Genomic DNA, 26,736 nt, shown 5'->3' with positions numbered 1-26,736 from the left:
GCACCATGCGCTGCGTCATCGCCCGTTTCCCGTTCGACCTCACCAAGAGTGGCGTCCTTGAGACGATGAAGGGCATCAAGCCCGAGCCGATCACAGGTGACTCCGTCATCATCGGCCGCCGCCATTACCCCATCAAGCAGGTGGGCGCGGTCATCACCCGGCAGGACCGGCGTGACTTCAGCGCCGGGGAAGTCACCCGCGCCATGGCACTCCTGGGCTTCACCTGCCGCACCCCTTCCGAGGACGCGGCCCCGCGCGACCTCACCCCGCTCCAGACCGCGTCGGCGCTGCTCGGCGCCTCCACTCCCGCGTAGCGGGAGACGCAGGACACGACAGCAGAGCAGCAAGGAGGGCCCCACCGGTGCGCCGGTGGGGCCCTCCTTGCGTACATCCCCCACCCGCATCCGGATGGCAGCACACAAAATCTATGCTCGTCATCGTAGACATTGCGCTTCCGCATGATTAGGGTTTCTCTCGTAGTTGTAGACCAAGAGGGAGGACGGAGGAGCAGACGCCATCAGGATCGCCCGGCCCGAGATCGATTCGGCCCGGGTGCCGCAAGACCCCGGATTGGAAGGTGGTCCTCGGTCACGCATCAGCGATCCCCGCATTCCCGCCTGTTCACGGGCCGGAGAGCGGAAAGAAGAGGTCGGCGCAGCAAGGAAGCCGACCGATGGTGTTGAATTTCCTTCGGGGCCTTGGTGCCGTACGGCATCAGGGCCCCTCGACGCGTGCCATAACGAGGTGACATGACTGCAGATATCCCGCTCAGTGGTCGTCTGGACGACGACGACTACCCCGCCTACACCATGGGGCGGGCCGCCGAGATGCTCGGCACCACACCCGGTTTCCTGCGGGCCATCGGTGAGGCCCGGCTGATCACACCGCTCCGCTCAGAGGGCGGACACCGGCGGTACTCCCGCTACCAACTGCGGATCGCAGCGCGCGCCCGCGAACTGGTGGACCAGGGCACCCCGGTCGAGGCGGCCTGCCGCATCGTCATCCTCGAGGACCAGCTCGAGGAGGCCAAGCGCATAAACGTCGAGTACCGCCGCGCCACCGACGAGTCGAGCGGCACCCCACACTGAGACCGCCCGCGCGCTGGGCCCACTCCCGGGCAGGTCCACTCCCCCGGCAGGCCCGGTTCAGGCCGTCGGAGGCCACACCCCCGGAGCGAGAACTCCCAGCGCGTACGCCCGTGCCACCAGCTCCGTCCGGTTCGCCGCGCCCCAGCGCTCCGTCAGACGGCGCAGGTGGTAGGTGACGCCGTCCCGGGTGAGGCCCGTCTCGCGGGCCGCCCGCGCCGTCGTGGCGCCGCCGGCGAGCAGGGCCAGGATGCGCGCCTCGGCCGGCGTCGCGGCTTCAGCGGGGGCCGGATCGGGGGCACGGTCCTCGCCCAGGACGCGGAGCAGCACGAGGAGGCCGGGAACCTCGTCGGCCGTGTCGCTCACCGGCTCCGCCGTCAGCTCACCGTGACGCCGCACACCGTCGGCCGCCGTCCAGTGCACCGCCACCGGATAGCGCGAGCGGTGCCGCAGCCGCAGCGCCTCGGCGATCCGCAGGACCTGCGTCTTCTCCTCGGGGCGGAACAGTTCCAGTACGTTGCGGCCCCGCAGGGTGCCGGAGGTCTCACCCCACTCCGCCGCCATCGCCGAGTTGGCGATGATGATCGCCCCGCTCGCCTCGCAGACCGCGACCGGCATCGGGATGCGGTTGAAGAGGAGCATGGCGCGGTTGCGCCACAGCACGGAGTCCACGGAATTCGCGGGGTCGACAAAGCCCTCGGAGTCCACAGGGCGACTCCTTTCGGCGAGGAGCAGTCAAGAGCGGGGCGCCATTCGCCCCTACACAATCATGTAGTGGCGCGGCGTGCGCCCGCGGGGGCGGCGGTCAAGCTGGGTGTGCAGTGACTTCCGTACGGCGAAAGGCAGTTGTCACGCCATGCCCCCCACCACCATCGCACCGTTCCCTCAGGACGCCGGTCCCGATCTCGACGGCGTACCGCTGATCGACATCTCCGCCACCGGGCAGGGGCCTGCCCCACTGCAGCAGATCATGGAAATGCTCCGCCGCCACGGGCCCGTGGTGCGGCGCCGTCTGCACGGCCGGGAAGCGCTGTTCGTGAGCGATCTCGATCTCGTCACCGAGCTCGCCGACGAGACCCGCTTCGCCAAGCACGTCGGCCCGGCCCTGCAGAACGTGCGGGAGTTCACCGCCGACGGACTGTTCACCGCGTACAACGACGAGCCCAACTGGGCCCGCGCGCACGACATCCTGATGCCCGCGTTCGCGCTGGGTTCGATGCGTACGTACCACCCGGTGATGCTGCGCGTCGCCCACCGCCTCATCGAGTCGTGGGACCGCGGCGCGCGGGACGGGCTCCCCGTGGACGTACCGGGTGACATGACGCGGATGACGCTGGACACGATCGGACTCGCCGGGTTCGGCTACGACTTCGGGTCGTTCGAGCGTGCCGAGCCGCACCCCTTCATCGACTCCATGGTCCGCTGCCTGGAGTGGAGCATGACGCGCCTCAGCCGTACGCCGGGCACCGACCACTCGGCGGCGGACGCGGCCTTTCGCGCGGACGCCGACTATCTGGCGCGAGTGGTCGACGAGGTCATCTCCGCGCGAGCCGGGGGCGCCACCGGCGCCGGACCCGCCGACGACCTGCTCGGGCTCATGCTCAGCGCCGCGCACCCGGGCGACGGCGCGAAGCTGGACACCGCCAACATCCGCAATCAGGTCATCACCTTCCTGATCGCGGGGCACGAGACGACGTCCGGCGCGATGTCGTTCGCGATGTACTACCTCGCCAAGCATCCCGCCGTCCTCGACCTCGTACGGCGCGAGGTGGACGCCGTGTGGGGCGACACGGCCGACCCCGAGCCGACGTTCGACGACATCGGGCGGCTCACGTACACGCGCCAGGTGCTCAACGAGGCGCTGCGACTGTGGCCGACGGCCGCCGCGTTCGGACGGCACGCCCGCGAGGACACGCTCCTCGGCGGCCGCATCCCGCTCCGTGCCGGGCAGGGCGTCACCATCCTGGCGCCGATGCTGCACCGCCAGCCCGTGTGGGGCGACAACCCGGAGCTGTTCGACCCGGCGCGGTTCACCCCGGAGGCGGAGGCCGCACGCTCCCCGCACGCGTTCAAGCCGTTCGGAACCGGCGAACGGGCGTGTATCGGGAGGCAGTTCGCTCTCCACGAGGCGACCATGCTCCTCGGGATGCTGGTGCACCGCTACCGCCTTCACGACCACGCCGACTACCGGCTCACCGTCAAGGAGACACTCACCCTCAAGCCCGACGGCTTCACGCTCACCCTGTCACCGCGCACCAGTGCCGACCGCGTGCACGGCCCGCTGCCAGGCGCGGTATCCGGCCCGGCAGCGGTCGAGCCCGACGCCACCGTGCTTCCCGCACGCGTCGTTCCCGGCACCCGCGCGCTCTTCCTGCACGGCAGCAACTACGGAACCTGCCGGGACTTCGCGGCCCGACTCGCCGACGAGGCCGCGTCGGTGGGCTGCGAGAGCGAGGTCGCGCCGCTGGACGAGTACGCCGGGGCGCTGCCCGCCGACCGCCCTGTGGTCATCACGGCCGCCTCGTACAACGGCCGGCCCACCGACGACGCCACGGTGTTCGCCTCCTGGCTCGACGGCGCCCCTGCCGACACCGCCGAGAACCTCGCGTACGCGGTCCTCGGCGTGGGCGACCGCAACTGGGCCGCCACCTATCAGCACGTCCCGACACGCTTGGACGAGCGCCTTGCGGAGCTGGGCGGCACCCGGCTCCTGGAGCGCACGGCGGCCGACGCGTCGGGCGATCTGGGCGGCACCATACACGAGTTCACGTCGCGGCTGCGTACGGCGCTTCTCGCGCGGTACGGCGATTCCGAGGCGCCGGCAGCTCCCGACGCCGCCGCCTCGGACGCCTACGAGGTCCGCGAGCTGACCGGCGGTCCGCTGGACGCGCTCGCCGCACGGCACGGCCTCGTTCCGATGACGGTCAGTGAGGCCCACGACCTCACCGCGCCCGGACATCCCCGTACGAAGCGCTTCGTACGGCTCGCCCTGCCCGACGGCGTGGCCTACCGCACCGGCGACCATCTCAGCGTGCTGCCGGTCAACGACCCGGCGCTCGTCGACCGGGCCGCCGCCGCGCTCGGCGTGGACCTGGACGCCGTCCTGGACATCCGCGCGAGCCGCCCGCGCCGCGACGGTCTCGCCGTCGACCGCCCGCTGACGGTACGCCAACTCCTTACTCACCACGTCGAGTTGCAGGACCGGCCCACCGAGGTCCAGTTGGCCGTGCTCGCCGCCGCCAACCCCTGCCCGCCCGAGCGGGCCGCTCTCACCACCCTGGCCGACGACGCCTCGGCCCGCGCGGCCGACGGGCGCACACTGCTCGAACTGATCGAGGGCTTTCCGGCCCTGCGCGGTGCCCTGGAGTGGCCGCGCCTCCTTGACGTGCTCACGCCCCTGCGCCCTCGTCACTACTCGGTGTCCTCATCGCCGGGGGTGAGCCCCGGCCACGCCGACCTGATGGTGTCCATCCTTCAGGCCCCGGCCCGCTCAGGCAGCGGGCTGCTGTACCGCGGCACCGGCTCCGGCCACCTGGGCGGGGTGCGTACGGGCGACACCGTCCTCGCCCGCGTCCAGCCGTGCCGTGAGGCCTTCCGCATCGACCACGCGGACGCGGCGCCCGTCGTCATGGTCGCCGCGGGTACCGGCCTCGCCCCGTTCCGCGGCGCGATCGCGGACCGCGCGGAACTGACGGCGAAGGGTGCCGAACTCCCGCGCGCACTGTGCTACTTCGGCTGCGACGACCCGGATGCCGACTTCCTGCACGCTGCGGAGCTGCGCGCCGCGGAAGCCGCCGGTGCGGTCTCGCTGCGCCCCGCCTTCAGCGCCTCCCCCGTCGACGGGGCGGCCTTCGTCCAGCACCGCATCGTGGCGGAGGCCGACGAGGTGTGGGACCTGCTGACCGCCGGAGCACGCGTGTACGTCTGCGGCGACGGCTCACGGATGGCACCGGGCGTGCGTGACGCCCTGCGCACGCTCCATCAGCGCCGTACGCCGGGAGCCACCGCTGCGGACTCCGAGCAGTGGCTCGGCGAGCTGACCGCGCAGGGGCGTTATGTAGAGGATGTGTACGCGGCCGGATAAGGGGGGCCAGAACAGGCGGCTCACGCCGGGCCCGGGGCGCCGGGTCCGGCGTGCGGGCCGTTGCCGTTGCCGTTGCCGTTGCCGTTGCCGTTGCCGTTGCCGAACAACTCCCCCAGGGCGCGCGTCGTCTCGTCGCTGTCCAGGTGGTGCAGGCCCCGGATGCCGAGCCGTGCCGCCCCGCGCAGGTTGTGCTCCAGGTCGTCGATCATGACGCAGGCGGAGGGTTCGACGCCGAGGCGCTCGCAGGCCGTTCGGTAGATGCGACGGCCCGGCTTGCGTGAGCCGATCTCGCTGGAGATGACGACGACGTCCGCGAGCGCGTCCAGGTCGTATCCCTGGTAGCAGTCGTCGCCGAGCGCGTTCGACACGATCGCCACCGGAACGCCCTGGGCGCGCAGCTCCCGCAGGGCCGCGAGCATCGTCTCATCCGGCCGCATACCCGCACCGACCCCGGCCACGAGGCCCGCCGACCCCACGTCCACGCCCTTCTGGCGCAGCCGCCCCGCGATGCCCTTCTCGAACTCGGCCTCGCCCATGCGCCCGCACTCGTGCTCCACGAGCAGCGCCGACGACTCCGCGTCCTCGCGGAACAGCCGCTCGATCAGCAGCGGATCGTCGCTCACCCGGGCGGAGTAGGAGCGGAACGAGTCGAGCACGCTGGTGGTCAGCACACCGCCGAAGTCGGTGAGCACCGCACTCGGGGGCGTGTCCGGCCGATCCTCCGCCGCCTCAAGCACTTCTGCCACTTCGGCCTCCTCAAGTCCCGCCCTTGGCGGCGTAGTCGAATCGTCGGTCGATGATCTCAAGGACCTGCTCGCCCCAGCGCAGGTTCGACTCCTCCAGGTAACGGCCCGCCATCAGCGTGAGGTAGGGGCCGACGCGCTCGGCGTCGCGCAGGTACTCCGCCTCTACACGGCCGCCGAGGAGGTGGAGGCGCAGCCGTTCGTACCGGGCGAGCTTGCCGCGTGAGCACTTCATGCGCTCCTCGATCAGCGCGCGGGTGGCGGCCGGATCGCCGCCGTCCATGGCCTGCACCTTGACCATGAGTTCATCCCGGATGGCGATGGGCCGGGGCGGCTGTGCGGAGAAGGCGTGCAGATCCCGCAGACCGGCATCGGTGAGCGTGAACATCCGCTTGTTCGGCCTGCGTTCCTGTTGCACCACGCGGGCGTCGATCAGGCCGTCGCCCGCGAGTCGCTCCAGTTCGCGGTAGAGCTGCTGGGGAGTCGCGGACCAGAAGTTCGACACGGACACGTCGAAGATCTTGGCCAGGTCGTAGCCGGACGACTCACCCTCCAGGAGCGCCGCGAGCACCGCGTACTTGAGAGACATCTGGACACCGTATACCGATGTGATTACTCTCCTTCACACCTATTCAACAAGTTGACTATGAACGAACGATTGCGAGGTGTGCGGGCGTGCAGGCTTTCCGCAAGGCCGTCGAGGCCGACGATCACGCGGCGATCGAGGCCCTCCTGGCCCAGGACGTCGTCTTCTCAAGCCCGGTGGTGTTCCGGCCCTACCCGGGCAGGGCGACGACCGCCGCGATCCTGCGCGGCGTCACGCGGGTCTTCGAGGACTTCCGGTACGTACGGGAGATCAACGACGCCGGAGGGCGGGATTCCGCGCTGGTCTTCGAGGCCCGGGTCGGCGACCGGCGGATAACCGGGTGCGACTTCCTCCACCTCGACGAGGACGGACTGATCGACGAGCTCATGGTGATGGTCCGCCCCCTGTCGGCCGCCCAGGCGCTCGCCGCGGCCATGGGTGCCCAGTGGGACCAGATCATGGGGGAGGCGGCGGACGCGTAGGCGGCGCCCGTCGGGAGGCAGCCGCCGCTACCAGGCGCGGGCCGACTCGACGAGCCGGTCCCGCACGAGGGCGACGTGCGGGTTGTCCGCGGATCCGGGGCGCTGCACCAGAAAGCCCGTGTTGATCGGGGCGTCCCGCGGGTCGTGGAGGAGCATCAGGGTTCCGGCGGCCAGTGCGTCACGGCAGAGGTAGCGGGGCAGCACGGAGAATCCCGCGCCCGCGGTGACGGCCGAGAGCACACCGCGCAGGTCGGGGACGGTGACGGAGGCCTCGCAGGTCAGCCGCTTGCCGAAGACGTGCCGCCAGTAGCGGCGGGCGATCGGCAGATCCTCGGCGTAGGTCACCAGCGGGACGCCGAGCAGCACGCCCGGCCCTTCGGCGGCGATGCGCGCGTCGCCGCCGATGCGCTCGGCCCAGGAGGGCGCCGCGACCAGGACGAACTCCTCGTCCGCAAGGGGCACGGAGCTCAGGGAGCGCCCACGAGGGCGCTCCGTGGCGATCACCAGATCATGTCGCCCCGCACGCAGCTCGTCCAGGAGCCGATCGGTCAGTCCGGTGGTCACGCGCAGCCGGACCCCCTTCTCGACCAGTGGTGCCAGCGCGGGCAGCGCGCAGTGGCAGAGCATCTCCGCCGGGCCCGCCAGGTGGACGGGCTCCGCCGGGGCGCCGTCGAGGGGGCCGCCGTGCCCGGTGACCGCGGCGAGGGCGTCGAGGGGATCCACGACACGGGCGGCGAGCGCGTCGGCGTACGGCGCGGGGGTGACACCGCGCGGCAGGCGCTCGAACAGCTCCCGGTCGACCTGCCGCTCCAGGGCCCGGATCTGCGTGGTGACGGTGGGCTGCGAGAGGCCGAGCAGGCGGGCGGCGGCGGTGAAGGAACCCGAACGGTACACGGCGAGGAACGTACGCAGGAGGTTCAGGTCCAGCGGGCCACCGGCCGGGGCCGTTCCCGCCGATCCATCGGAATTCCTATCTCCCATATGGGTCAACCTATTGGATTTCGTTGGGCATCCCCATCTACGTTCGAGGACAGCACCCCCTGACGTTCTGAGCACAGAACGTCAGGGGTTCCAGACAGAGCCCAGCAAGATCTCAGCCTCGGAGAGAGACATGTCCAAGATTCTGTTCGTCGTGACCGGCGCCGACCACTGGACGCTGGCCGACGGCACCCAGCACCCCACCGGCTTCTGGGCCGAGGAGGCCGTCGCGCCGTACGAGGCGTTCAAGGCCGCCGGGCACGAGATCGTCGCCGCGACACCGGGTGGCGTCGTGCCGACCGTCGACCAGGCGAGCCTCGCGCCCGAGGTCAACGGCGGCCAGGAAGGCGCCGACAAGGTCGCCGTGTCCCTCGCGGAGATCAGCGAGTTCCTCACGCCGCTCAAGCTGGAGGAGGTCGACCTCGCCGACTACGCCGCCGTCTTCTACCCCGGTGGCCACGGCCCCATGGAGGACCTCGCCGTCGACGCCGAGTCCGGCAGGCTCCTCACCGCCGCCCTGGAGTCGGGCAAGCCGCTGGGCGTCGTCTGCCACGGCCCGGCCGCACTGCTCGCGGCCACCAAGGAGGACGGTTCCAACGCGTTCGCCGGGTACGGGCTGACCGGCTTCACCAATGCCGAGGAGACGCAGGCCGGCTTCGCCGAGAAGGCCAAGTGGCTGCTCCAGGACCGGCTCGTCGCGGCGGGCGTCGACTTCCAGGAGGGTGCCGCGTGGGCCCCCAAGGTGGTCGTCGACCGTAACCTGATCACTGGTCAGAACCCGGCGTCCGCAGCTCCGTTGGCGGACGAGATCGTCAAGAAGCTGGTCTGACCCTCATGGGCACCGACCGGCTCGACGAGGTCCTCGACGCCACCTACGCCTCCCTCACACGGTATGGCGTACGGCGCACGACGATGGACGACATCGCCTCCACGATGGGCGTGTCCCGGTCAGCGGTCTACCAGTACGTACGCAACAAGGACGACGCCTTCCGCAAGCTCGCCGAGCGCCTGCACGCAGAGGCGCTCGCGCGGGCCCGGCAGGCGGCGGCCGATGACACGTCGAGCGCCGAGCGCATCCGGGGCGTCCTCGACGCCAAGCTCGACCTGGTCCTGCGCCTCGCCGGGGACTCTCCGCACTCCGCCGAACTCCTCGACGAGAAGGCGCGCCTCTTCGGCGACATCTGCCACGGCTTCACCGGCTCGCTGCGGGGGCTGCTCATCGAGCTGTTCACCGAGGCGGGGACCCCGGCCGGGGTGGAGCCCGCCGAGGCCGCCGACTCCTGCATAGCCCTGGTCATCGGCCTGGAGTCCGTGTCCGACGGCCGCCACCTCTTCGCCCCGGCCACGGACGCGCTCCTGACCGGCCTCCTCGGCTCGCCGGTGACCACGACGGCGACCCGCTGACCGACCTCCCCTCCCCCCCCACTCCCCACGTACAGCTCTCCCGAGGAGACCCCTCATGCACCACCCCGAAGCGTCCGCGCCCGAAGCGCTTGACCCCGAGGCGCTCGTCGCCAAGCTCCGTGCCACCTTCGCCACCGGCCGCACCCGGCCGCTGGCCTGGCGCGAGCAGCAGCTCACCCAGCTGCGCTCCCTGTTCACGGAGCACCGTGAGGACATCGCGGACGCCCTGTACACCGACCTGCGCAAGCCGCACTCCGAGGCGTACACCGCCGAAGTCGACTTCCCCGTACGGGAGATCGACCACACGCTGGCCCATCTGGAGGAGTGGCTGAGCCCCCAGCCGCTGGCGCCCGGCGCACTGGCGGGGCTGCCCGAGGGATCGACCGCCGGTACGCAGTACGAACCGCTGGGCACCGTGCTGATCATCGCGCCGTGGAACTACCCCGTCCAGCTGCTGCTCGTCCCCCTCGTGGGCGCGCTCGCCGCGGGCAACACCGTGGTCCTCAAGCCCAGCGAGATCACCCCGGCCACCTCGGCGTTGATCGCCCGGCTCATCCCTGAGTACCTGGACACGGACGCCGTCGCCGTCGTCGAGGGCGGCGTGCCGGAGACCACCGCGCTGCTCGCCCAGCGCTACGACCACATCTTCTACACCGGCAACGGCGCCGTCGGCCGCATCGTGATGCGCGCCGCCGCCGAGCACCTCACCCCGGTCACCCTCGAACTCGGCGGGAAGTCCCCGGTGTTCGTGGACCGGGACGTCGATGTGGCCGCCGTGGCCACGCGCCTGGCCGAGGCCAAGTTCCGCAACGCGGGCCAGACGTGCGTCGCCCCCGACTACGTACTCACCGACCCGGACACCGCCCCCGCGCTCGCCAAGGAGCTGCGCACGGCCGTTGAGCGGGTGTTCGGCGCGGACCCCAGGTCCTCGGAGACGTACGGACGCATCGTCAACGAACGGCACTTCGACCGGGTGTCCGCCCTCCTCGGCTCCGGGACGACGGCGTTCGGCGGGCAGAGCGACCGGGACGACGTGTACATCGCGCCGACCGTGCTCACCGACGTGAAGCCCGACGAGCCGGTGATGCGGGAGGAGATCTTCGGTCCCGTACTGCCGATCGTGAACGTCGAAGGACTCGACGAGGCCATCGCCTTCATCAACGACCGCGACAAGCCGCTCGCCCTCTACGGCTTCACCGAGAACGAGACTACGCGCCGGCGCCTGGCCGCGGAGACGTCCTCGGGCGGCCTCGGCTTCGGCCTTCCGATGGCGCATCTCCGCATCCCGGAACTGCCGTTCGGCGGAGTCGGCGAGAGCGGCGTCGGCAACTACCACGGGCCGCACTCCATCGCCACGTTCAGTCACCGCAAGGCCCGGCTCGACGTGCCGTTGGGCTGATCTCGACGCGGTGCGGGACGGCAGCCCTGCGGACGTGACCGTCGAATCGGCGACAGCGCCCCGCGGCCCGCCCTCAGGCCCCCGCCCCTGGCACCACCAGCCCCGACTCGTACGCCGCCACCACCGCCTGGGTGCGGTCCCGCAGCCCGAGTTTGCCGAGCACCCGGCTCACGTGGGTCTTCACGGTCTCCTCGCTGACGTGCAGCCGTCCGGCGATCTCAGGATTGGAGAGGCCCTCCGCCATCAGCCGGAGCACCTCGGTCTCGCGGGGTGTGAGCGCGTCCAGGCGGGCGGCGGGTCCCGCGGGCGGTCCGGGCCTGAGGCGGGCGAACTCCGCGATGAGGCGGCGGGTCACGGTGGGAGCGAGCAGCCCCTCCCCCGCGGCCACCACCCGCACCGCCTCGAAGAGACGCTCCGCCGTGACGTCCTTGAGCAGGAACCCGGCGGCGCCCGCGCTCAGCGCGTCGTACACGTGCTCGTCCAGGTCGAAGGTGGTGAGGATGAGCACGCGCGTGCCGGTCCCCGCGAGGTGTCCGGTCGCCTCGATGCCGTCCATCACCGGCATGCGTACGTCCATCAGGACCAGATCGGGCAGCAGTCCGCGGCAGAGCTCGACCGCCTGTGCCCCGTCGGCGGCCGTCCCGACGACCGTGAAGTCGGGCTGGGTGGCGAGGAGTCCGGCGTATCCGGCGCGTACGACTTCGTGGTCGTCGGCGATGACGAGGCGCAGCGGAGAGGACGCGGGAGGGCCACTGGGAGTGCTCATGCGGCATGCTCCCTCACCGGTGCCGGGAAACTCGCCTCGATGAGGAATCCGCCGCGCCGCGCGGGGCCCGCGCGCAACTCGCCGCCGACCATGGCGGCACGCTCCCGCATGCCGACAAGGCCGTGCCCTTCGTCAAGCCCCGCCGGAGTGTGCGGACTTGGGCCGTTGTCGCGCACCCGAAGGCGCAACGTCTCGTGGGTGTAGTGGAGTTCCACGTCCACGGCGGCGCCCGGCGCGTGACGCCGGGTGTTGGTGAGGGCCTCCTGCACTATGCGGTACGCGGTGAGTTCGAGGCCCGGATCCAGCGGTCGTACCGGACCCTCGACGATGAGGCGCACGGCGGCGGCCGACGCGTCACGGGCCTCGTCGACGAGCTCTCCGAGCTGTTCGAGCCCCGGTTGGGGGCGGCGGTCCGGCGCGGCGGCGCCCGCGTCCTCGCGCAGCACGCCGAGCAGCCTGCGCATCTCGGTGAGCGCCGTGCGGGCGGTGTCGCCGATGGCCAGGAAGCGTTCGGCGCCGACTGAGGGCAGGCCGGGAGTGGTAAGACGGGCGGTCTCCGCCTGCACCGCGATCATGGATATGTGGTGGGCGACGACGTCGTGCAACTCCCGTGCGATCCTGGCCCGTTCACCGCGAGCGGCGTGCTCCAGGAGGGTGTCCGCGATGGCCTGCTCGGCCGCGCTGTGCACACGGGCGGTGTCTCGCGCGCTGCGCGCGAGACCGGTACCGGCCGCGACGGCGGCACCCACCGCGGTGAGGACGGTGAGGGGTCGGTCCCCCGCACCGGCGCCCGTGGATGCGGTGGTGGCCGCGTACGCGATGAAGGGCAAGGGAAGGATGGCCGCCAGGTGTTTCAGGCCCCGGCGCCCTGCCTGATGGAGCGAGACGAGCAGCGCGCAAAGGCCGACGACCGTCAGCACGTGGAACGGCGCGAGGGAGAGCATGCCCGCCACTCCCGCGAGTACGGCCGCAGTGGCGAAGACGCCGCGGGAGGGGCCCGGGGAGGCGGAGGCAAAGGAGCGCGTCCGGTCAGCCGGGTTCGGGAGCCAGGACGCCTGCCCCACGGAACGGCTCCGGCGCAAGGCGCTCCACCGCTCGCCGCTCCACCGCTCGCTGCTCAACCGCACACCGCCCCGATGCGCACCGCCCCACCGCGACCCGCCCCACCGCGCACCGCCCCACCGCACGCCAATCGGCCGCACGCTGCCCGGCCTCGCGGACGATGCCGATGCCGATGCCGATGCCGATGCCGTTGCGAAGTCGCCCCCCGCGAGCACCGCGACCGGCAGCGTCGTTCCCAGCGCGAGTGACAGGGCAAGCGGCAGCGGAACATCGCCGTCCGTGCGCAGCAACACCTCGCTCACCGCGCCGAGCGCCAAGAGCGCCGCGGCCGCCACCGGGGTCTCCGGGCGGCGCGCGAGGCGACTGCGCAACGCGCCCCGCGCCACACCCGCTCTGGAAGTCTTCGCCCTCACACGTGTCATTGTCGCCGTCCCCGAACCTGTGGGAGTCCCTCACGTGAGGGATACGAAGACGGCTCCACCGCGTGACGACCCGCGGGCACGGCGTCTCTAGCCTCGCTCCCATGGATGGCATCACAGCAACAACCGATGGCGGCGAAGCGGCCATCGAAGTGCGCGGACTGCGCAAGCGGTTCGGGTCGATCCCCGCGGTGGACGGTCTCTCCTTCACCGTCGCCCCGGGTCAGGTCACGGGGTTCGTCGGCCCCAACGGCGCGGGCAAGTCGACCACCATGCGCATCGTCCTCGGCCTCGACTCGGCCGACGAGGGCACCGCCCTCATCGGCGGTCGCCCCTACCGGGCGTTGCGTACGCCCCTGCTCGAAGTGGGGTCGCTGCTCGACGCGGCCGCCGTGCACCCCAGCCGCCGAGGGCGCGACCATCTCCTGTGGATGGCGCACTCGCACCGGATTCCGGTGCGGCGCGTCGACGAGGTCCTCGATCTCGTCGGACTCGGGCAGGCCGCGCGGCGCAGGGCGGGCGGGTACTCGCTCGGCATGCGGCAGCGCCTCGGCATCGCGGCGGCGCTGCTCGGTGATCCGCCCGTGCTGCTCTTCGACGAGCCCGTCAACGGGCTCGACCCCGAAGGGATCCGGTGGATCCGCGGCTTCCTGAAGTCGCTGGCGGCCGAGGGCCGCGCCGTGCTGGTCTCCAGCCACCTGATGAGTGAACTGGAGGACACCGCCGACCACTTGGTGGTGGTGGGCCGCGGACGCGTCATCGCCGACACGAGCGTACGAGAGCTGCTCGCCGCCGCGTCCGGCGACCGCGTCGAGGTGCGGACAGCCGAGCGGACGACGGCGATGACCGTCCTCTCGGGCGCCGGTGCGAGTGTCGCCGCCACCGGACGCGACACGCTCACCGTCTCCCGTCTCAAGGCGGAACAGGTCGTGCAACTGCTCGGTGGCGCCGGCGTCGCCTTCTCGGGGGTCGCCGCGCACCGGGCCACGCTCGAAGAGGCGTACATGGAACTGACCAGGAACGAAGTGGAGTTCGCCGCCGAGCACCCGGTCGAGGAGGGCACGCTATGACTGCCACCGAGACGCCTCCTCGCCGTCCGGGCACGGTCGTGGTCGGCCGTGCCGGCTTCCCGCAGCTCCTTCGCGCCGAGTGGACCAAGCTGCGCACCGTACGCCGCTGGGGCCTCACCCTGCTTGCCGCGGTCCTGGTGACCGTACTCATCTCCCTTTTCTCCGCGGCGAGTTCGGGAGTCGACGTCGAGGGCGGTGGCGGCTCGTCCGCGTCCGACGGCCCCGGCAGACACGTCCGCGACGACTTCACCTTCGTGCACCGCACGCTCCCCGCCGACGGCAGCGTCACGGCACGGGTGAGGGGGCCCGTCGGCGTGAGCCCGGGTCGGGCGCCCGAGTGGGCCAAGGCCGGAGTGCTCGTCAAGGAGAACACCGAGAGCGGCTCCGACTACGCGGCTCTGATGGTCACCCCCGGGCACGGGGTGCGGTTCCAGAACGACTTCACCCGCGATGTCGCGGGCGGCGCGGCGTCCGCGGACACGCCGCACTGGCTGCGGCTGACCCGGGCGGGTGCCACGATCACGGCGTACACGTCCGCCGAAGGGCGCGACTGGCGGAGGATCGGCACCGCCGAACTCGACAAGTCGACGGGCGCTGCTTCGGCCGGGCTCTTCGTGGCGTCGCCCAACGCCCAGTCCATGAAGCGCGAGTTCGGCAATGTGTCGGTCGGCGACGATCCGTCGCGCTCGACCGCGCGCTTCGACGAGGTGACGGTCAAGGGCGCGGCGAGCGGAGGCGACTGGCAGCGCACCGACGTCGGTCAGGCCAACGGCGAGCAGGGTGAACTCAGCCGTTCCGGGGGCACGTTCACACTCACCGGCTCCGGCGACATCGCGCCGGGCGCCCCCATGCAGCCCGATCTCGTCGCGACCGCCCTGAACGGCTCACAGCTCGGCCTCGTCCTGATCGCCGCGCTCGGCGTCCTGTTCATCACCGCCGAGTACCGGCGCGGCATGATCCGCACCACGTTCACGGCCAGTCCGCGGCGCGGCCGGGTCCTGGTCGCCAAGGCAGTGGTGGTCGGCGCGGCCGCCTTCGCCGCCGGGCTCGTCGCGTCCCTCGCCTCGTTCCTGCTCAGCATGCCCGTGCTGCGGGACAACGGTCACAAGCCGCCTCGATTCCCCGAGATCAGCTTGACCGACGGCCCCGTTCTGCGCGCGGTCCTCGGCACGGCGGCTCTGCTCGCCCTGATCGCCGTACTCGCCATGGCGCTCGGGTCGCTGCTGCGCAACACCGCCGCCGCGATCACCACCGTCATCGTGGTGATCGTCCTGCCCCTGATCCTGGTCAGCATGCTGCCGCTCGGCCTCTCACAGTGGCTGCAACGACTCACGCCCGTCGCGGGTTTCGCGATCCAGGAGACGACACCTCGCTACGACCAGGTGGCGAGCCTGTGTCTGCCCGAGGACGGCTGCTATCCGCAGGGCCCGTGGACCGGCTTGGCGACACTGGCCGCGTACGCCGTCGTGGTGCTCGGCATCGCGGTATGGCGCATCCGGAAGAAGGACGCGTGAAGAGCCTCGTGCGGGACAGTCTCCGTGCCCGTGCGCGGAACAGCCTCCGTGCCCGTGCGCGGGACAGCCTCCGTATCCGTGCGCGGGACAGCCTCCGTATCCGTGCGCGGGACAGCCTCCGTATCCGTGCGCGGGACGGCCTCCGTATCCGTGCGCGGGACGGCCGCGCGCTCGGCACAGTGCATGCCGAGTGGACCAAGCTCCGTACACTGCACAGCACTTGGTGGCTCCTGTTCGCCGTGGTGGCCCTGACCGTGCTCGCGGGCGCGGCCACCGCCGCGTCACTGACCGCCGGGGACTGCCCGGTGCCCGCCGACTGCCATGAGGACACCGTGAAGCTCAGTCTCACGGGGGTCTGGCTCGGCCAGGGCGCTGTGGTCGTCCTCGCGGTGCTCACGATGAGCGGCGAGTACGGCACGGGCACGATCCGTACGACGCTGACGACGGAGCCGGGCCGGATACGGCTGCTCGCCGCCAAGGCCCTGGTGCTGTGCACGCTGACGGCGGCGGCCAGTGCCGTCGGGGTGCTCGGCTCGCTCCTCGCGGGGCGCATGCTGCTCTCCGCCGACGGCTTCGTGACGCCGGGCCTCACCGAGGGACCGACCCTGCGCGCTGCCGTCGGCACGGTCCTCTACCTCACGCTGGCCGCCCTGATCGGCCTTGGCGCCGCCGCGGCGCTGCGCGACACGGCGACCGCCGTCACCTCGGTCCTCGGCCTCTTCTACGCCTTTCCGCTGCTCGCGGGTCTGCTCGCCGACCCCGACTGGCAGGAGTACGCCCGGCGGGCGGCCCCCGCGACGGCCGGGCTCGCGATTCAGGCGACCGTCGATCTGGATCAGCTGCCGATCGGGCCGTGGGCGGGGATCGGGGTGCTCGCGGGGTACGCGGGGGCGGCGCTCGTCGCGGGTGGATCGGTGCTGCGGATGCGGGACGCCTGAGACGGCGGCGCGCCGGGGGCGGTGGCCCCGGTCTCTCGTACCCCATGGACAGCGCCCGAGCTGCTGTGATCTCATCCGTCCGGGCGGATCGATCGACCTTCGGCGTGGATCGGTGGGCCTTCCACGCTGATCAGCAGGCGATCCTCGCGTGCAGCATGTGACCGGCCGCCGTCCAGGCCCGCGCGCCTGTGGGACCGGTCATCGCACTTGCACGCCTCCGCACAGGCCCGAAAGACCCGCACACATGAAGAAGACCAAGTCCGCGCTCTGGGAATTCCTCCAGGGCCTCGGCAAGACGTTCATGCTCCCGGTGGCTCTGCTCGCGTTCTGCGGCATCATGCTGGGCATCGGCTCGTCGCTCTCCAGCGACGCCGTCACCGACAATCTGACCTTCCTCCAGGGCGAGGGCTTCCACCTCGTCTTCACGTGGATGGCGAGCACCGGCCTCGTCGCCTTCAAGTTCCTCCCCGTGATGTTCGCGATAGCCATCCCGCTGGGCCTGGCCCGCGAGGACAAGGGCGTCGCGGCGTTCTCAGGTTTCGTCGGCTTCGCCGCGATGAACCTCGCGGTGAACTTCTACCTCACCGCCAAGGGCGTGGACCTAGAGGACGAGAAGGTCATCGCCCACTACGGCATCGCCGATGTCATCGGCATCCAGTCCATCGATACGGGACTGCTCGGCGCCGTCGCTGTTGGCATCGTTGTCAGCGTGCTCCACCAGCGCTTTCGTGCTCAGCGGATGCCGGACGCACTCGCCTTCTTCGGCGGTCTGCGGTTCGTGCCGATCATCTCCACGCTCACGCTCAGCCTGCTCGGTCTGCTGATCCCGCTGGTGTGGCCGACGTTCAACGGCTGGATCACGGACCTCGGGCGCGCGATCGGTCACGCGGGTGTCTTCGGCCCCTTCTTCTTCGGCATGGGCGAGGTGCTCCTGCGCCCGATCGGCCTGCACCACATCCTCGTGGCCATGTTCCGTTTCACCGACGTCGGCGGCTCGGGCGCGGTGTGCGGCGACCACCTCTCCGGCGCCCTCAACCTCTTCTACGCGCAGCTCAACTGCTCGAACCCGCCCGGCGACGCGGTCACCAACGCCACCCACTTCCTGTCCCAGGGCAAGATGGCGGTCTACCTCGGCGGCCTGCCGGGCGCGGCCCTGGCGATGTACCACTGCGCGAACAAGAAGATGCGCCCCGAGATCAAGGCGCTCCTGATCTCCGGCGTCGTCGCGTGCGTCGTCGGCGGCATCACCGAACCGCTCGAGTTCCTGTTCCTGTTCATCGCACCGTGGCTGTACCTGATCCACGCCGTCCTGGTCGGCCTCGGATTCCTCACGGCGGCCGTCCTCGGGGTGTTCATCGGCAACACCGACGGCAACGTCATCGACTGGCTGGTCTTCGGCGTCCTCCAGGGCACCACCACGAAGTGGTACCTGATACCCGTCATCGCGGCGGTGTGGTTCGCGGCCTACTACTTCCTCTTCCGCTGGGCCATCGTCCGCTTCGACCTCAAGACGCCGGGACGCGACGAGCCCGCGGAGGACGAGGAGGACGACGCTGAGAAGACCGGGAAGACCGGGAAGACCGGCCCGGACGGCACCGGCGAGGCTCCGCGTGAGCTGATCGCCGGGAAGTACGACGCCGTGGCGATCCTGGCCGCGATCGGCGGCGCCGAGAACATCCAGACCCTGGACAACTGCATCACCCGCCTGCGTATGACGGTCGAGGACGCCGAAAAGGTCGACGAGCCCCGCCTGAAGAAGCTCGGCGCGGTCGGCGTCATCAAGCTCGACGCACACAACGTGCAGGTCATCATCGGCCCGCAGGTGCAGTCGGTGAAGGACGCGATCGCGTCGATGGCCGGGGTGGGCTGAGCAGTGCGCACGCCCTCCTACGAGGCCGACGAGCACCACGTCTCCTACGACTTCGACACGCCCGTCGACCGGCACGGCACCTGGTGCACGCAGTGGGACTACGTGGAGGACCGCTTCGGCGTCCCGGACCTGCTGCCCTTCACCATCTCGGACATGGACTTCGAGACGGCGCCCGAGGTCCTCTCCGCGCTGCGCGGCCGCCTGGACCACGGCGTGCTCGGCTACTCCCGCTGGCGCCAGGACGACTTCCTCTCCGCGATCGTCGACTGGTACCGCACACGGCACGCGACGGAGGTGGCCCCGGAATCGATCGTCTACGGCCCGTCCGTGATCTACCAGATCGCCCAGCTCCTGCGCCTCTGGTCGCGACCCGGCGACGGCGTCGTCGTCCACACACCGGCGTACGACGCCTTCCCCAAGACCGTCGCCGCTCAGGACCGACGGCTGCTCGGCTGCCCGCTCGGCGACTGGGCCGAACTCGAACGGCTGCTCGCGCTGCCGGACACGTCGGTCCTGCTCCTGTGCTCACCCCACAACCCCACGGGCCACGTGTGGACGGAGGCCGATCTTGACCGCGTCGCGGAGCTGTGCGGGCGGTACGGCGTCGCGGTGATCAGCGACGAGATCCACTCGGACCTGGCGCACCCGCCGCACGTGCACCGCCCATGGGCTCTGCACGGCTCCCGCGGCGAGCGCTGGGCAATCGTCACATCGGCGTCGAAGTCCTTCAACATCCCGGCGCTCACCGGCAGTTACGGCATCATCGGCGACCCCGGGACACGCGACGCGTACCTGCGTCACCTCAAGGAGGCCGACGGCCTCTCGTCCCCTGCGGTGCTCTCACTGGTCGGCCACATCGCGGCCTACCGGGAGGGAGCCCCATGGCTGGAGTCCCTGGGCACCTACCTGCGCGGCAACCTCCAACTCGTCGCCGACCGCCTGAACACGGCCTTCCCGACCCTGCGCTGGACCCCACCGCAGGCGGGCTACCTCGCCTGGATCGACGTACGCCCCCTGGGAGTGGACGACGAGGCGCTGCGGCGCGAGCTGATCGAGACGCAGAAGGTGGCCATCATGCCCGGCACGGCATACGGCTCCCCCGGCCACCTGCGCCTGAACGTGGGCTGCCCGCGCACCAAGGCCGAACAGGGAGTCACGGCACTGATCGAGGCCGTACGAGCGATCCACCGGTCCACCTGAAGCTGCCCGGACTGTTCCATTGGTACAGTCACGAGGTTCATCCCTCGTCCCCGGGAGCCCCCGCACATGGCCGTCGACGAACTCGACACCCGTATCCTGCGTCTCCTCCTGGAGCAGCCCCGCACCAGCGTCCGTGAGTACGCGCGCGTGCTCGGTGTCGCCCGCGGCACCCTGCAGGCCCGCCTCGACCGTCTGGAGCGGGACGGGGTGATCACCGGGACGGGGCCGTCCCTCTCGCCTGCCGCGCTCGGGCACCCGGTGCTCGCCTTCGTGCACATCGAGGTCACTCAGGGGCATTTGGACGAGGTGGGCGACGCGCTCGCGGCCGTGCCGGAGATCATCGAGGCCTTCTCGATCACCGGTGGCGGCGACCTCCTGACCCGCGTCGTCGCCCGGGACAACGGCCATCTGGAGGACGTGGTCCAGCAGCTGATCCAGATGCCGGGCGTGGTCCGCACCCGGACGGAGATGGCTCTGCGCGAGCGCGTCCCGCACCGGCTCCTTCCGCTCGTCGAGTCGATCGGCCGGGCCTCCGCCGCGCAGCGGTGATCTGCGGCTTTGGCATGCTGGAGTGCATGAGCACCTTCGGCAGGACCTCGGTCATCCTCGATCTCGACGGCACACTCGTGGACAGCGAGCCGAACTACTACGAGGCTTCGCGCGAGCTGCTCGCCGAGCACGGCGTCGAGTACACCTGGGCCGACAACGAGCAGTACGTCGGTATCGGAACCCAGGAGACCCTCGCCACGTGGAGGGACCGGTACGGCATCGGCGTACCGGTGGCCGAACTGCTCGCCGAACTCGACCGGCGCTATCTCGTGCTCGCCCGCGCGGGCACCCATGTCTTCCCCGAGATGCGGGGGCTCGTGGAGCAGCTGCATGGAGCAGGGGTGCCGATGGCCGTGGCCTCCGGGTCCTCGCGCGCGGCCATCGACGCGATCCTCTCGGGCACCGGCCTCGACACACTCCTGACCACGGTCGTCTCGGCCGACGAGGTCGCGCGGGGCAAGCCCGCGCCCGACGTCTTCCTCGCCGCCGCCGCGCTCATCGGCGCGGACCCGGCCGACTGCGTGGTCCTTGAGGACGCCGCCCCGGGCGCGACGGCGGCGCACGCGGCCGGCATGCGCTGCATCGCGATCCCGTATGTCACCGCCCACGCGGACGCACCCGCGTTCGCGTCCGCCGATCTGCTGCTGCGGGGCGGGCAGGCCGAGTTCACGGCGCGGGCGGCGTGGGACTACCTGGCGTCGGTGTCGCGACCGTGAGCGGGAAGACCGACGCGGTCACGGTCTCCAGCACGCGCGGTCATCGACCCCGCCCAGTCGAGGAGCTGGATCCTGGCGGCGCTGGCGGGGGCGGGCGGGCCACAGCGGCCGTAGTCGCCCTCGGGCAACCCGTCAGTACATGATCCCCACGAGGCCGTCCCCCTGCTCGGCGCAGACGAGTCCGCCCGCGCAACAGGCGCCCCAGCCGCCGGATCCGGGCCCGAAGAGGGTCACCCGCTCCCAGTGCTCCACCGTGGGCCTTGCCCGCGAGAGGCGCAGGCCCAGCTCGTCCACCGCCATATCGGCCGGCGGCGGCCCGTCGGAGGGCGCGGCGAGTCCGGGCAGGACGGCCACGATCTCGGCAGCGGGATAACCGAACAGATCTATGTCGTCCCAGGCCACCGGAGTCGACTCCGGACCGCCCTGGCCGCCCTCGCCGTCCGCCCGGGCCCGCGCCTGGATCTCCACGCGGGCCAGCCGGTCCGTGGCCCCTGGGCCGCCACCGCCGAACCCCAGGACGACTCCGTCGAACTCGACGCCGAAGCTCCAGTCCGGTTCGAAGAGGAGGCCGCCGAGCCAGGCGTCGTGCGCGTGCCGAAGCTCCGCGTACTGGTCCAGGGACAGCCCCATGCACTGCCGGTGGTGCGTGACTCTGTCGGCCGGCAGCAGTTCCAGGATCTCGCCGGGCGTCATCCCGAACTTCAACAGTCCCGCGCGGCCCGGCAGCTCCACGCCGACTTCTCGCAACAACTCCAGCATTGCACCATTGTTCACCCGTCAGCCCAGGTGGCAAGGCTGTTGACGAGATCACCCAGAAACCGTTTGCGAGGGCGGCGACGGACCGGTTTTCAGGACTGGGGCCGGCTCCCGTGGTTGGCCGGGTGCTTGCGGCGTGCCTTCTTCTTGCGGCGTCGCTTCGATGACATGCGATTCCCCTCTCGCCAGGTGCGCCATGAGTGGCTTTCAGTACGTTTTCCACCGTTCCACACGACGGCCCGACCGGCGACTGGATCTCTGCGCCGTCTCGCCGAAGGCCCGCCGGTAGGCGCCGGGCGTGGTGCCCAGACGCGCTCGGAAACGGCGGCGCAGGTTGACCGCCGAGGCGAGTCCTACCCGGGCGGCGACGGCTTCGACCGGCAGGTCCGTCTGCTCGAGCAAGGCCCGTGCCGCGTCGAGGCGCCGGCCGAGCAGCCACTGTCCCGGGCTGGTGCCGAGCTGTTCGGTGAACCGCCGGGCAAGGGTCCGCCCGGAGAGTCCTGCGTGTTCGGCCAGGCCCCCGAGGGTCAGCGGTGCGTCGAGGCGGGCGGCGGCCCACTCCAGCAGTGGCGCCACTGGCTCGTCCGCCCTGGCCGGTGCGGCCTCCGCCTGCCGTGCGGCGTACTGGAGCCGGCTGCCCTCCCGGTGCGGCGGCAGCACCATGTTCCGGGCGATCCGGGCCGCGTACGCCGCCGCGGTGACATCGGGAGGCACGGGTGCGCCGATCGGCTGCCAGCCGGGGACGACCACGGTGTCCGCCTCCCGCAGAACCGAGAGACCCGCGTCGACGAGCATCTCGTACCCGATGGAGGCTCGTGGCAGGAATGTACCCCTCCATGTCTTTCCGGACTCTCGGCCCGGGACGCCGATCCCGCTCACAGTGGTCCTATGAGTGAGACCACCGAGATGGAAGTACTGAGGACCGCGGTCCGGGTCGACGGCGAGACGGCCAGCTATCTGACCGTGGAGCCCGCCGAGCCCGCCGAGCGGGACCGCCCGACCGTCCTGTTGCTGCACGGAACGTACTGGAGCCGGGTCTGGCTCCCGGTCCTCGGCCGCATCGCCGGAGCGGGCCTTCGGCCCATCGCGGTCGATCTCCCCGGCCTCGGGCGCTCGGGAGGAGAGCTCACCCCTCGGACGGCCACCGTCCCGGCCCTCGCGGACTGGGTGGCGCGGTTCGCGTCCGCGCTGAAGATCTCCGGGCCCCTCTCCGTGGCGGGTCATGACATCGGCGGCGCCGTCGCCCAGCATCTCCTCGTCCACGAGGGCCTTGATGTGTCCCGCCTCGCCCTGGTCAACTCGGTCACCTACGACTCCTGGCCCGCGCCCCACGTGGCCCGGTTCCGGAGTCCGGGGACGCTCGCGGGGACCACCGTCGGCGACGTTCTCGACGCGCGCCGTCAGGCGGTGACGGCGGCACTGTGCGGTGCCGCGACCGAGCAGCGGATCGCGGAGTATCTGGATCCGTGGACCGATGCGCGGGTCCGGCGCTCCTGGATGGCCATGGCGGGCGCGGCCGACAGCCGCTACACCCTTGATCTCGTTCCCGCGCTGCGGCGGTCCACGGCGCCCAAGCTGCTGATCTGGGGCGAGGAGGACGACTTCGAGAAGGTGGAGTACGCCGAGCGGTTCGCCTCGGAGATGCCGCGGACCGCTCTCCTACGCGTCCCGGACGCCGGGCACATCCCCACGGAGAACGCGCCCGGCCGGATCGCCCGCGCGCTCATCGACTTCTTCACGGCGTAGGGGCTCTGGTCCCCACGCCCGCCCCCGCACCCTCGTCCGCGCGCCGGAGCCACACATGGCCGACCGGCTGCGGGGCGTTCCACTCCGCGGCCAGAGCGGGGTCGACGGGCAGGAACCCCGCCCCTCGGTAGCAGCGCAGGGCCGCGGCGTTCCTTGGGTGCACACGCATGAAGATCTCCGTGTACCCGGCCCGCAGGGCCAGCTCGGCAAGGCCCCGCACCAGCATGCGCCCGACGCCCCGCCCGCGGAAGCCGGGCGCCACGATGATCCGGGCGAGTTCCGCCTCATCCTCCTCCTCGTCGCACCACACCTCCCCGTAGGCGCGCGGCCGCTCCCCCTCGACCAGCACGTGACCCCGCACATCCCCGTCCCGCTGCCACTCGGCGACCACCCGCGCGGCCACCGGAAAGTCCGGCAGGCCGCACCACAGGGCCACCTCACCGGCGGAGGCCGGCCAGGCCGCGACCGTGGCCGCATCCGCCACGGCGAAGGGTCGAAGCTCCATGTACGATCGCTCCCGCCATGCAGATGAATGCCAACTACACCAGTCTTGTCGCCGTCGGCGACTCCTTCACCGAGGGCATGTCGGACCTGCTGCCCGACGGCAGCTACCGCGGCTGGGCCGATCTGCTGGCCGCCCGGATGGCTGCCGTGTCCCCCGGTTTCCGGTACGCGAACCTCGCGGTGCGCGGGAAACTCATCGCGCAGATCGTGGCCGAGCAGGTGGACGTCGCGGCCGCCATGCAGCCCGATGTGATCACCCTGGTGGGCGGCCTCAACGACACGCTGCGCCCCAAGTGCGACATGGTCCGCGTACGCGACCTCCTGGAGGAGGCGGTGGAACGGCTCGCCCCGGCGTGCAAGCAGCTGGTCCTGATGCACAGCCCTGGCCGGAACGGCCCCGTGTTCCAGCGGTTCCGCCCGCGCATGGAAGAACTCTTCGTCCACATCGACGAGTTGGCGGCGCGGCACGGCGCCACGGTGGTGGACCTGTACGGATCGGCCGTGCTCGGCGACCAGCGCATGTGGGACGTGGACCGGCTGCACCTGACGCCCGAGGGCCATCGCAGGGTCGCGGAAGCGGTGTGGCAGTCGCTCGGTTACGCCCCCGAGGACGACTGGAACTCCCTGCTCCCGGCCGCCACCCCGCCGAACTGGACGGCGCGCCGCGTCGGCGACGTCCGCTTCGCGCGCCAGCACCTCGTCCCGTGGATCGGCCGCCGCCTCACGGGCCGCTCCTCCGGGGACGGCCTCCCGGCCAAGCGGCCCGACCTGCTGCCGTACGAGGACGACCCGCGCACGTAAGCGCGTCGCGGCGCTCCGCGTGCCCGCCCCGCTCCTCCGTCTCGCCCTGCTCCTCCGGCTCGCGCTACTCCTACGCCTCGCGCTACTCCTCCACCTCGTCCTCGAAGTGCAGCGCGATGGACTGCAGCACGTCCGCCGACGTCACATCGGTGCGCCCCTCGTCGTGGGCTTCGGCGAGTTGCGCGAAGGAGAAGGCGAAGGCGGAGGTGATCTGTTCGATGACGGGGCTCAGTTCCCGGCCCACCACCTCGGCGACCTCGATGGGGGTGGCATCGGCGGGGATCTCGATGCGCGGCAGCATCTCCTCGAGCATCGTGCCCACCGCGCCGCTGGGTTCGACCTCGCCTTCCGGGTTCTCCCGTACCTGTCGGCGCATCTCGATCGCCTCGGTCAGGATGCCGACGACTCTTTGGATGATCTCGCGCTGCTCCATGCCGTGAAGCCTAGACGTACGCGGATCACGACAACTTGTGGCGCCGGGCTGCTCGTGTCGCGACGGATCCCGCCCGATGCGGGGAGCGGCCGGGGACAGTGGTCTGGAGGATGCTCCAACGGCCCGGACCTCCCGGACTGTACGGACGGTCAAAGGCCAGGTCGGACGGCAGGTAAACTCAGGACACGTGACTGCCGCGCCTGCAAAGCCCCGTATCCCGAACGTCCTCGCCGGGCGTTATGCCTCCGCCGAGCTCGCCACCCTCTGGTCGCCCGAGCAGAAGGTGAAGCTGGAGCGTCAGCTCTGGCTCGCCGTCCTGCGGGCGCAGAAGGACCTGGGGATCGAGGTGCCGGACGCCGCCCTCGCCGACTACGAGCGGGTCGTCGACGACGTCGACCTCGCCTCGATCGCCGAGCGCGAGAAGGTCACGCGCCATGACGTGAAGGCCCGCATCGAGGAGTTCAACGCGCTCGCCGGGCACGAGCAGGTCCACAAGGGCATGACGTCGCGTGACCTGACCGAGAACGTGGAGCAGCTCCAGGTCCGGCTCTCCCTCGAGCTGGTGCGCGATCGCACCGTCGCGGTGCTCGCGCGCCTCGGGAAGCTGTCGGGCGAGTACGCCGAGCTGGTCATGGCGGGCCGTTCGCACAACGTCGCCGCGCAGGCGACGACCCTGGGCAAGCGATTCGCGACGACCGCCGACGAGCTGCTCGTCGCGTACCGCCGCGTCGACGACCTCCTGCGCCGCTACCCGCTGCGCGGCATCAAGGGCCCCGTCGGCACCGCGCAGGACATGCTCGACCTCCTTGGCGGAGACGCCGGGAAGCTCACCGACCTCGAGCAGCGGATCGCCGGTCACCTCGGCTTCGACCGTGCCTTCACCTCGGTCGGCCAGGTCTACCCGCGCTCCCTCGACTACGAGGTCGTCACCGCCCTGGTGCAGCTCGCCTCAGGACCCTCCTCGCTGGCCAAGACCATCCGTCTGATGGCCGGGCACGAGCTCGTCACCGAGGGCTTCAAGCCGGGTCAGGTCGGCTCGTCCGCGATGCCGCACAAGATGAACACCCGCTCCTGCGAGCGCGTCAACGGCCTCACCGTCATCCTGCGCGGCTACGCCTCGATGACCGGCGAGCTGGCGGGCGACCAGTGGAACGAGGGCGACGTCTCCTGCTCGGTCGTACGCCGTGTCGCCCTGCCCGACGCGTTCTTCGCCCTTGACGGACTCCTGGAGACCTTCCTGACCGTGCTCGACGAGTTCGGCGCCTTCCCGGCCGTCGTCGCACGTGAGCTGGACCGCTACCTCCCCTTCCTCGCCACGACCAAGGTCCTGATGGCCTCGGTGCGGGCGGGCGTCGGCCGCGAGGAGGCCCACGAGGCCATCAAGGAGAACGCCGTCGCGTCGGCGCTCGCCATGCGCGAGCAGGGCGCCGAGCGCAACGAACTCCTCGACAAACTCGCCGCCGACTCGCGGATTCCGCTGGACCGCGCCGAGCTCGACGAACTCATGGCCGACAAGCTGTCGTTCACGGGTGCGGCCGGTGACCAGGTCGCCGCCGTCGTCGCGCAGATCGAGGTGCTGCTCAAGGAGCACCCCGAGGCCGCGGCCTACGCCCCCGGCGCGATCCTCTAGA

At 71.2% G+C, this 26,736-nt stretch carries 27 protein-coding genes; 17 read left to right on the top strand and 10 right to left on the bottom strand.

Going from position 1 to position 26,736, the window contains the following annotated elements; translation table 11 throughout:
• The first annotated feature begins 5 nt into the window (after window positions 1–5).
• Both ACFVXC_RS15580 and ACFVXC_RS15575 read left to right on the top strand, forming a co-directional pair.
• Complete coding sequence (locus ACFVXC_RS15580; RefSeq protein ID WP_389905567.1) at window positions 6–314, top strand: SCO5918 family protein; 309 nt, start codon at window positions 6–8, stop codon at window positions 312–314.
• Window positions 315–749: 435 nt separating this feature from the next.
• On the top strand, window positions 750–1,088 hold the full coding sequence (locus ACFVXC_RS15575) for a MerR family transcriptional regulator (RefSeq protein ID WP_389905565.1): 339 nt from the start codon (window positions 750–752) through the stop codon (window positions 1,086–1,088).
• 57 nt (window positions 1,089–1,145) lie between these two features.
• Here the strand turns inward: ACFVXC_RS15575 and ACFVXC_RS15570 are convergent, their stop codons facing one another.
• Window positions 1,146–1,727 (bottom strand): PAS domain-containing protein, encoded by a 582-nt coding sequence (locus tag ACFVXC_RS15570; RefSeq protein ID WP_389905944.1) that lies wholly within the window; start codon window positions 1,725–1,727, stop codon window positions 1,146–1,148.
• Window positions 1,728–1,941: 214 nt separating this feature from the next.
• On the opposite strand from ACFVXC_RS15570, the gene ACFVXC_RS15565 reads away from it, so the two are divergent.
• Window positions 1,942–5,169 carry a cytochrome P450 gene (locus tag ACFVXC_RS15565; RefSeq protein WP_389905563.1) on the top strand — a complete coding sequence of 1,076 codons (3,228 nt, stop codon included), beginning with the start codon at window positions 1,942–1,944 and terminating at the stop codon, window positions 5,167–5,169.
• A 20-nt stretch (window positions 5,170–5,189) separates the two neighbouring features.
• Here the strand turns inward: ACFVXC_RS15565 and ACFVXC_RS15560 are convergent, their stop codons facing one another.
• A complete protein-coding gene (locus ACFVXC_RS15560; protein WP_389905561.1) occupies window positions 5,190–5,915 on the bottom strand; it encodes an HAD family hydrolase in 726 nt (241 codons plus the stop codon).
• A gap of 10 nt (window positions 5,916–5,925) precedes the next feature.
• On the bottom strand, window positions 5,926–6,501 hold the full coding sequence (locus ACFVXC_RS15555) for a PadR family transcriptional regulator (RefSeq protein ID WP_389905559.1): 576 nt from the start codon (window positions 6,499–6,501) through the stop codon (window positions 5,926–5,928).
• Window positions 6,502–6,587: 86 nt separating this feature from the next.
• On the opposite strand from ACFVXC_RS15555, the gene ACFVXC_RS15550 reads away from it, so the two are divergent.
• Window positions 6,588–6,980, top strand: a complete 393-nt coding sequence (locus tag ACFVXC_RS15550; RefSeq protein WP_389905558.1) for a nuclear transport factor 2 family protein — start codon at window positions 6,588–6,590, stop codon at window positions 6,978–6,980.
• Between the two features lie 27 nt (window positions 6,981–7,007).
• Here the strand turns inward: ACFVXC_RS15550 and ACFVXC_RS15545 are convergent, their stop codons facing one another.
• Entirely contained in the window at window positions 7,008–7,961 is a 954-nt protein-coding gene (locus ACFVXC_RS15545; RefSeq protein ID WP_389905556.1) for a LysR family transcriptional regulator, read from the bottom strand.
• 130 nt (window positions 7,962–8,091) lie between these two features.
• Here ACFVXC_RS15545 and ACFVXC_RS15540 point away from each other — a divergent pair, with 130 nt between their 5' ends.
• Genes ACFVXC_RS15540 through ACFVXC_RS15530 form a run of 3 tightly spaced genes read left to right on the top strand, consistent with a single transcriptional unit; the run spans window position 8,092 to window position 10,761 of the window.
• Window positions 8,092–8,787, top strand: a complete 696-nt coding sequence (locus ACFVXC_RS15540) for a type 1 glutamine amidotransferase domain-containing protein (protein WP_389905555.1) — start codon at window positions 8,092–8,094, stop codon at window positions 8,785–8,787.
• 5 nt (window positions 8,788–8,792) lie between these two features.
• The gene (locus tag ACFVXC_RS15535) at window positions 8,793–9,362 is read left to right on the top strand and encodes a TetR/AcrR family transcriptional regulator (protein ID WP_389905553.1); all 570 of its coding nucleotides are present in this window, start codon (window positions 8,793–8,795) and stop codon (window positions 9,360–9,362) included.
• A gap of 55 nt (window positions 9,363–9,417) precedes the next feature.
• The gene (locus ACFVXC_RS15530) at window positions 9,418–10,761 is read left to right on the top strand and encodes an aldehyde dehydrogenase family protein (RefSeq protein WP_389905552.1); all 1,344 of its coding nucleotides are present in this window, start codon (window positions 9,418–9,420) and stop codon (window positions 10,759–10,761) included.
• A 73-nt stretch (window positions 10,762–10,834) separates the two neighbouring features.
• Here ACFVXC_RS15530 and ACFVXC_RS15525 read toward each other — a convergent pair whose 3' ends face one another.
• Together ACFVXC_RS15525 and ACFVXC_RS15520 are read right to left on the bottom strand one after the other, a co-directional pair.
• Window positions 10,835–11,527, bottom strand: coding sequence for a response regulator (locus ACFVXC_RS15525; RefSeq protein WP_389905551.1), 693 nt, complete (start codon window positions 11,525–11,527; stop codon window positions 10,835–10,837).
• Window positions 11,524–13,002, bottom strand: a complete 1,479-nt coding sequence (locus tag ACFVXC_RS15520; protein WP_389905550.1) for a sensor histidine kinase — start codon at window positions 13,000–13,002, stop codon at window positions 11,524–11,526. The genes ACFVXC_RS15525 and ACFVXC_RS15520 overlap by 4 nt, the downstream gene beginning before the upstream one ends.
• A gap of 110 nt (window positions 13,003–13,112) precedes the next feature.
• On the opposite strand from ACFVXC_RS15520, the gene ACFVXC_RS15515 reads away from it, so the two are divergent.
• From ACFVXC_RS15515 to ACFVXC_RS15485, 7 genes are all read left to right on the top strand, one after another.
• Window positions 13,113–14,078, top strand: a complete 966-nt coding sequence (locus tag ACFVXC_RS15515; RefSeq protein ID WP_389905549.1) for an ABC transporter ATP-binding protein — start codon at window positions 13,113–13,115, stop codon at window positions 14,076–14,078.
• A complete protein-coding gene (locus ACFVXC_RS15510) occupies window positions 14,075–15,592 on the top strand; it encodes an ABC transporter permease subunit (RefSeq protein ID WP_389905547.1) in 1,518 nt (505 codons plus the stop codon). Before ACFVXC_RS15515 ends, ACFVXC_RS15510 begins: the two co-directional genes overlap by 4 nt.
• Entirely contained in the window at window positions 15,589–16,530 is a 942-nt protein-coding gene (locus ACFVXC_RS15505; RefSeq protein WP_389905545.1) for an ABC transporter permease, read from the top strand. The genes ACFVXC_RS15510 and ACFVXC_RS15505 overlap by 4 nt, the downstream gene beginning before the upstream one ends.
• Window positions 16,531–16,774: 244 nt before the next feature.
• Complete coding sequence (gene malX, locus ACFVXC_RS15500; protein ID WP_389905543.1) at window positions 16,775–18,400, top strand: maltose/glucose-specific PTS transporter subunit IIBC; 1,626 nt, start codon at window positions 16,775–16,777, stop codon at window positions 18,398–18,400.
• A 3-nt stretch (window positions 18,401–18,403) separates the two neighbouring features.
• The gene (locus ACFVXC_RS15495; protein WP_389905541.1) at window positions 18,404–19,600 is read left to right on the top strand and encodes a MalY/PatB family protein; all 1,197 of its coding nucleotides are present in this window, start codon (window positions 18,404–18,406) and stop codon (window positions 19,598–19,600) included.
• A 66-nt stretch (window positions 19,601–19,666) separates the two neighbouring features.
• The gene (locus ACFVXC_RS15490) at window positions 19,667–20,149 is read left to right on the top strand and encodes an Lrp/AsnC family transcriptional regulator (protein WP_344529295.1); all 483 of its coding nucleotides are present in this window, start codon (window positions 19,667–19,669) and stop codon (window positions 20,147–20,149) included.
• Window positions 20,150–20,175: 26 nt separating this feature from the next.
• Window positions 20,176–20,865 (top strand): HAD family hydrolase, encoded by a 690-nt coding sequence (locus ACFVXC_RS15485; protein ID WP_389905539.1) that lies wholly within the window; start codon window positions 20,176–20,178, stop codon window positions 20,863–20,865.
• A gap of 132 nt (window positions 20,866–20,997) precedes the next feature.
• Here the strand turns inward: ACFVXC_RS15485 and ACFVXC_RS15480 are convergent, their stop codons facing one another.
• A complete protein-coding gene (locus ACFVXC_RS15480; protein WP_389905537.1) occupies window positions 20,998–21,624 on the bottom strand; it encodes a hypothetical protein in 627 nt (208 codons plus the stop codon).
• A gap of 204 nt (window positions 21,625–21,828) precedes the next feature.
• Complete coding sequence (locus tag ACFVXC_RS15475) at window positions 21,829–22,578, bottom strand: helix-turn-helix domain-containing protein (RefSeq protein ID WP_389905943.1); 750 nt, start codon at window positions 22,576–22,578, stop codon at window positions 21,829–21,831.
• Here ACFVXC_RS15475 and ACFVXC_RS15470 point away from each other — a divergent pair.
• A complete protein-coding gene (locus tag ACFVXC_RS15470; RefSeq protein WP_389905536.1) occupies window positions 22,510–23,367 on the top strand; it encodes an alpha/beta fold hydrolase in 858 nt (285 codons plus the stop codon). The two genes, ACFVXC_RS15475 and ACFVXC_RS15470, sit on opposite strands and share 69 nt — an antisense overlap.
• Here ACFVXC_RS15470 and ACFVXC_RS15465 read toward each other — a convergent pair.
• The gene (locus ACFVXC_RS15465; protein WP_389905534.1) at window positions 23,357–23,872 is read right to left on the bottom strand and encodes a GNAT family N-acetyltransferase; all 516 of its coding nucleotides are present in this window, start codon (window positions 23,870–23,872) and stop codon (window positions 23,357–23,359) included. The genes ACFVXC_RS15470 and ACFVXC_RS15465 overlap by 11 nt on opposite strands.
• A 17-nt stretch (window positions 23,873–23,889) precedes the next feature.
• Between ACFVXC_RS15465 and ACFVXC_RS15460 the strand changes: the two genes are divergently transcribed.
• Window positions 23,890–24,672: an SGNH/GDSL hydrolase family protein gene (locus ACFVXC_RS15460; protein ID WP_389905532.1), complete on the top strand. Its 783-nt coding sequence runs from the start codon at window positions 23,890–23,892 to the stop codon at window positions 24,670–24,672.
• 82 nt (window positions 24,673–24,754) lie between these two features.
• Here the strand turns inward: ACFVXC_RS15460 and ACFVXC_RS15455 are convergent, their stop codons facing one another.
• Window positions 24,755–25,105 (bottom strand): hypothetical protein, encoded by a 351-nt coding sequence (locus tag ACFVXC_RS15455; protein ID WP_389905531.1) that lies wholly within the window; start codon window positions 25,103–25,105, stop codon window positions 24,755–24,757.
• 187 nt (window positions 25,106–25,292) lie between these two features.
• Here ACFVXC_RS15455 and purB point away from each other — a divergent pair, with 187 nt between their 5' ends.
• Entirely contained in the window at window positions 25,293–26,735 is a 1,443-nt protein-coding gene (gene purB, locus ACFVXC_RS15450) for an adenylosuccinate lyase (RefSeq protein WP_389905529.1), read from the top strand.
• Window position 26,736 lies beyond the last annotated feature (1 nt).

The organism is Streptomyces sp. NPDC058257, assembly GCF_042881845.1.
Lineage (GTDB): Bacteria > Actinomycetota > Actinomycetes > Streptomycetales > Streptomycetaceae > Streptomyces.
Note: the sequence above shows the minus strand (reverse complement) of the source record. Positions and strands in the feature narration are given on the sequence as shown.

Excerpts from the sequence above, each read along its gene's own strand:
- ACFVXC_RS15580 (WP_389905567.1), top strand. The coding sequence starts at position 6 with ATGCGCTGCGTCATCGCCCGTTTCCCGTTCGACCTCACCAAGAGTGGC.
- ACFVXC_RS15575 (WP_389905565.1), top strand. The coding sequence starts at position 750 with ATGACTGCAGATATCCCGCTCAGTGGTCGTCTGGACGACGACGACTAC.
- ACFVXC_RS15570 (WP_389905944.1), bottom strand. The coding sequence starts at position 1,727 with ATGCTCCTCTTCAACCGCATCCCGATGCCGGTCGCGGTCTGCGAGGCG.
- ACFVXC_RS15565 (WP_389905563.1), top strand. The coding sequence starts at position 1,942 with ATGCCCCCCACCACCATCGCACCGTTCCCTCAGGACGCCGGTCCCGAT.
- ACFVXC_RS15555 (WP_389905559.1), bottom strand. The coding sequence starts at position 6,501 with ATGTCTCTCAAGTACGCGGTGCTCGCGGCGCTCCTGGAGGGTGAGTCG.
- ACFVXC_RS15545 (WP_389905556.1), bottom strand. The coding sequence starts at position 7,961 with ATGGGAGATAGGAATTCCGATGGATCGGCGGGAACGGCCCCGGCCGGT.
- ACFVXC_RS15540 (WP_389905555.1), top strand. The coding sequence starts at position 8,092 with ATGTCCAAGATTCTGTTCGTCGTGACCGGCGCCGACCACTGGACGCTG.
- ACFVXC_RS15535 (WP_389905553.1), top strand. The coding sequence starts at position 8,793 with ATGGGCACCGACCGGCTCGACGAGGTCCTCGACGCCACCTACGCCTCC.
- ACFVXC_RS15530 (WP_389905552.1), top strand. The coding sequence starts at position 9,418 with ATGCACCACCCCGAAGCGTCCGCGCCCGAAGCGCTTGACCCCGAGGCG.
- ACFVXC_RS15525 (WP_389905551.1), bottom strand. The coding sequence starts at position 11,527 with ATGAGCACTCCCAGTGGCCCTCCCGCGTCCTCTCCGCTGCGCCTCGTC.
- ACFVXC_RS15515 (WP_389905549.1), top strand. The coding sequence starts at position 13,113 with ATGGATGGCATCACAGCAACAACCGATGGCGGCGAAGCGGCCATCGAA.
- ACFVXC_RS15510 (WP_389905547.1), top strand. The coding sequence starts at position 14,075 with ATGACTGCCACCGAGACGCCTCCTCGCCGTCCGGGCACGGTCGTGGTC.
- malX (WP_389905543.1), top strand. The coding sequence starts at position 16,775 with ATGAAGAAGACCAAGTCCGCGCTCTGGGAATTCCTCCAGGGCCTCGGC.
- ACFVXC_RS15490 (WP_344529295.1), top strand. The coding sequence starts at position 19,667 with ATGGCCGTCGACGAACTCGACACCCGTATCCTGCGTCTCCTCCTGGAG.
- ACFVXC_RS15485 (WP_389905539.1), top strand. The coding sequence starts at position 20,176 with ATGAGCACCTTCGGCAGGACCTCGGTCATCCTCGATCTCGACGGCACA.
- ACFVXC_RS15480 (WP_389905537.1), bottom strand. The coding sequence starts at position 21,624 with ATGCTGGAGTTGTTGCGAGAAGTCGGCGTGGAGCTGCCGGGCCGCGCG.
- ACFVXC_RS15470 (WP_389905536.1), top strand. The coding sequence starts at position 22,510 with ATGAGTGAGACCACCGAGATGGAAGTACTGAGGACCGCGGTCCGGGTC.
- ACFVXC_RS15465 (WP_389905534.1), bottom strand. The coding sequence starts at position 23,872 with ATGGAGCTTCGACCCTTCGCCGTGGCGGATGCGGCCACGGTCGCGGCC.
- ACFVXC_RS15460 (WP_389905532.1), top strand. The coding sequence starts at position 23,890 with ATGCAGATGAATGCCAACTACACCAGTCTTGTCGCCGTCGGCGACTCC.
- ACFVXC_RS15455 (WP_389905531.1), bottom strand. The coding sequence starts at position 25,105 with ATGGAGCAGCGCGAGATCATCCAAAGAGTCGTCGGCATCCTGACCGAG.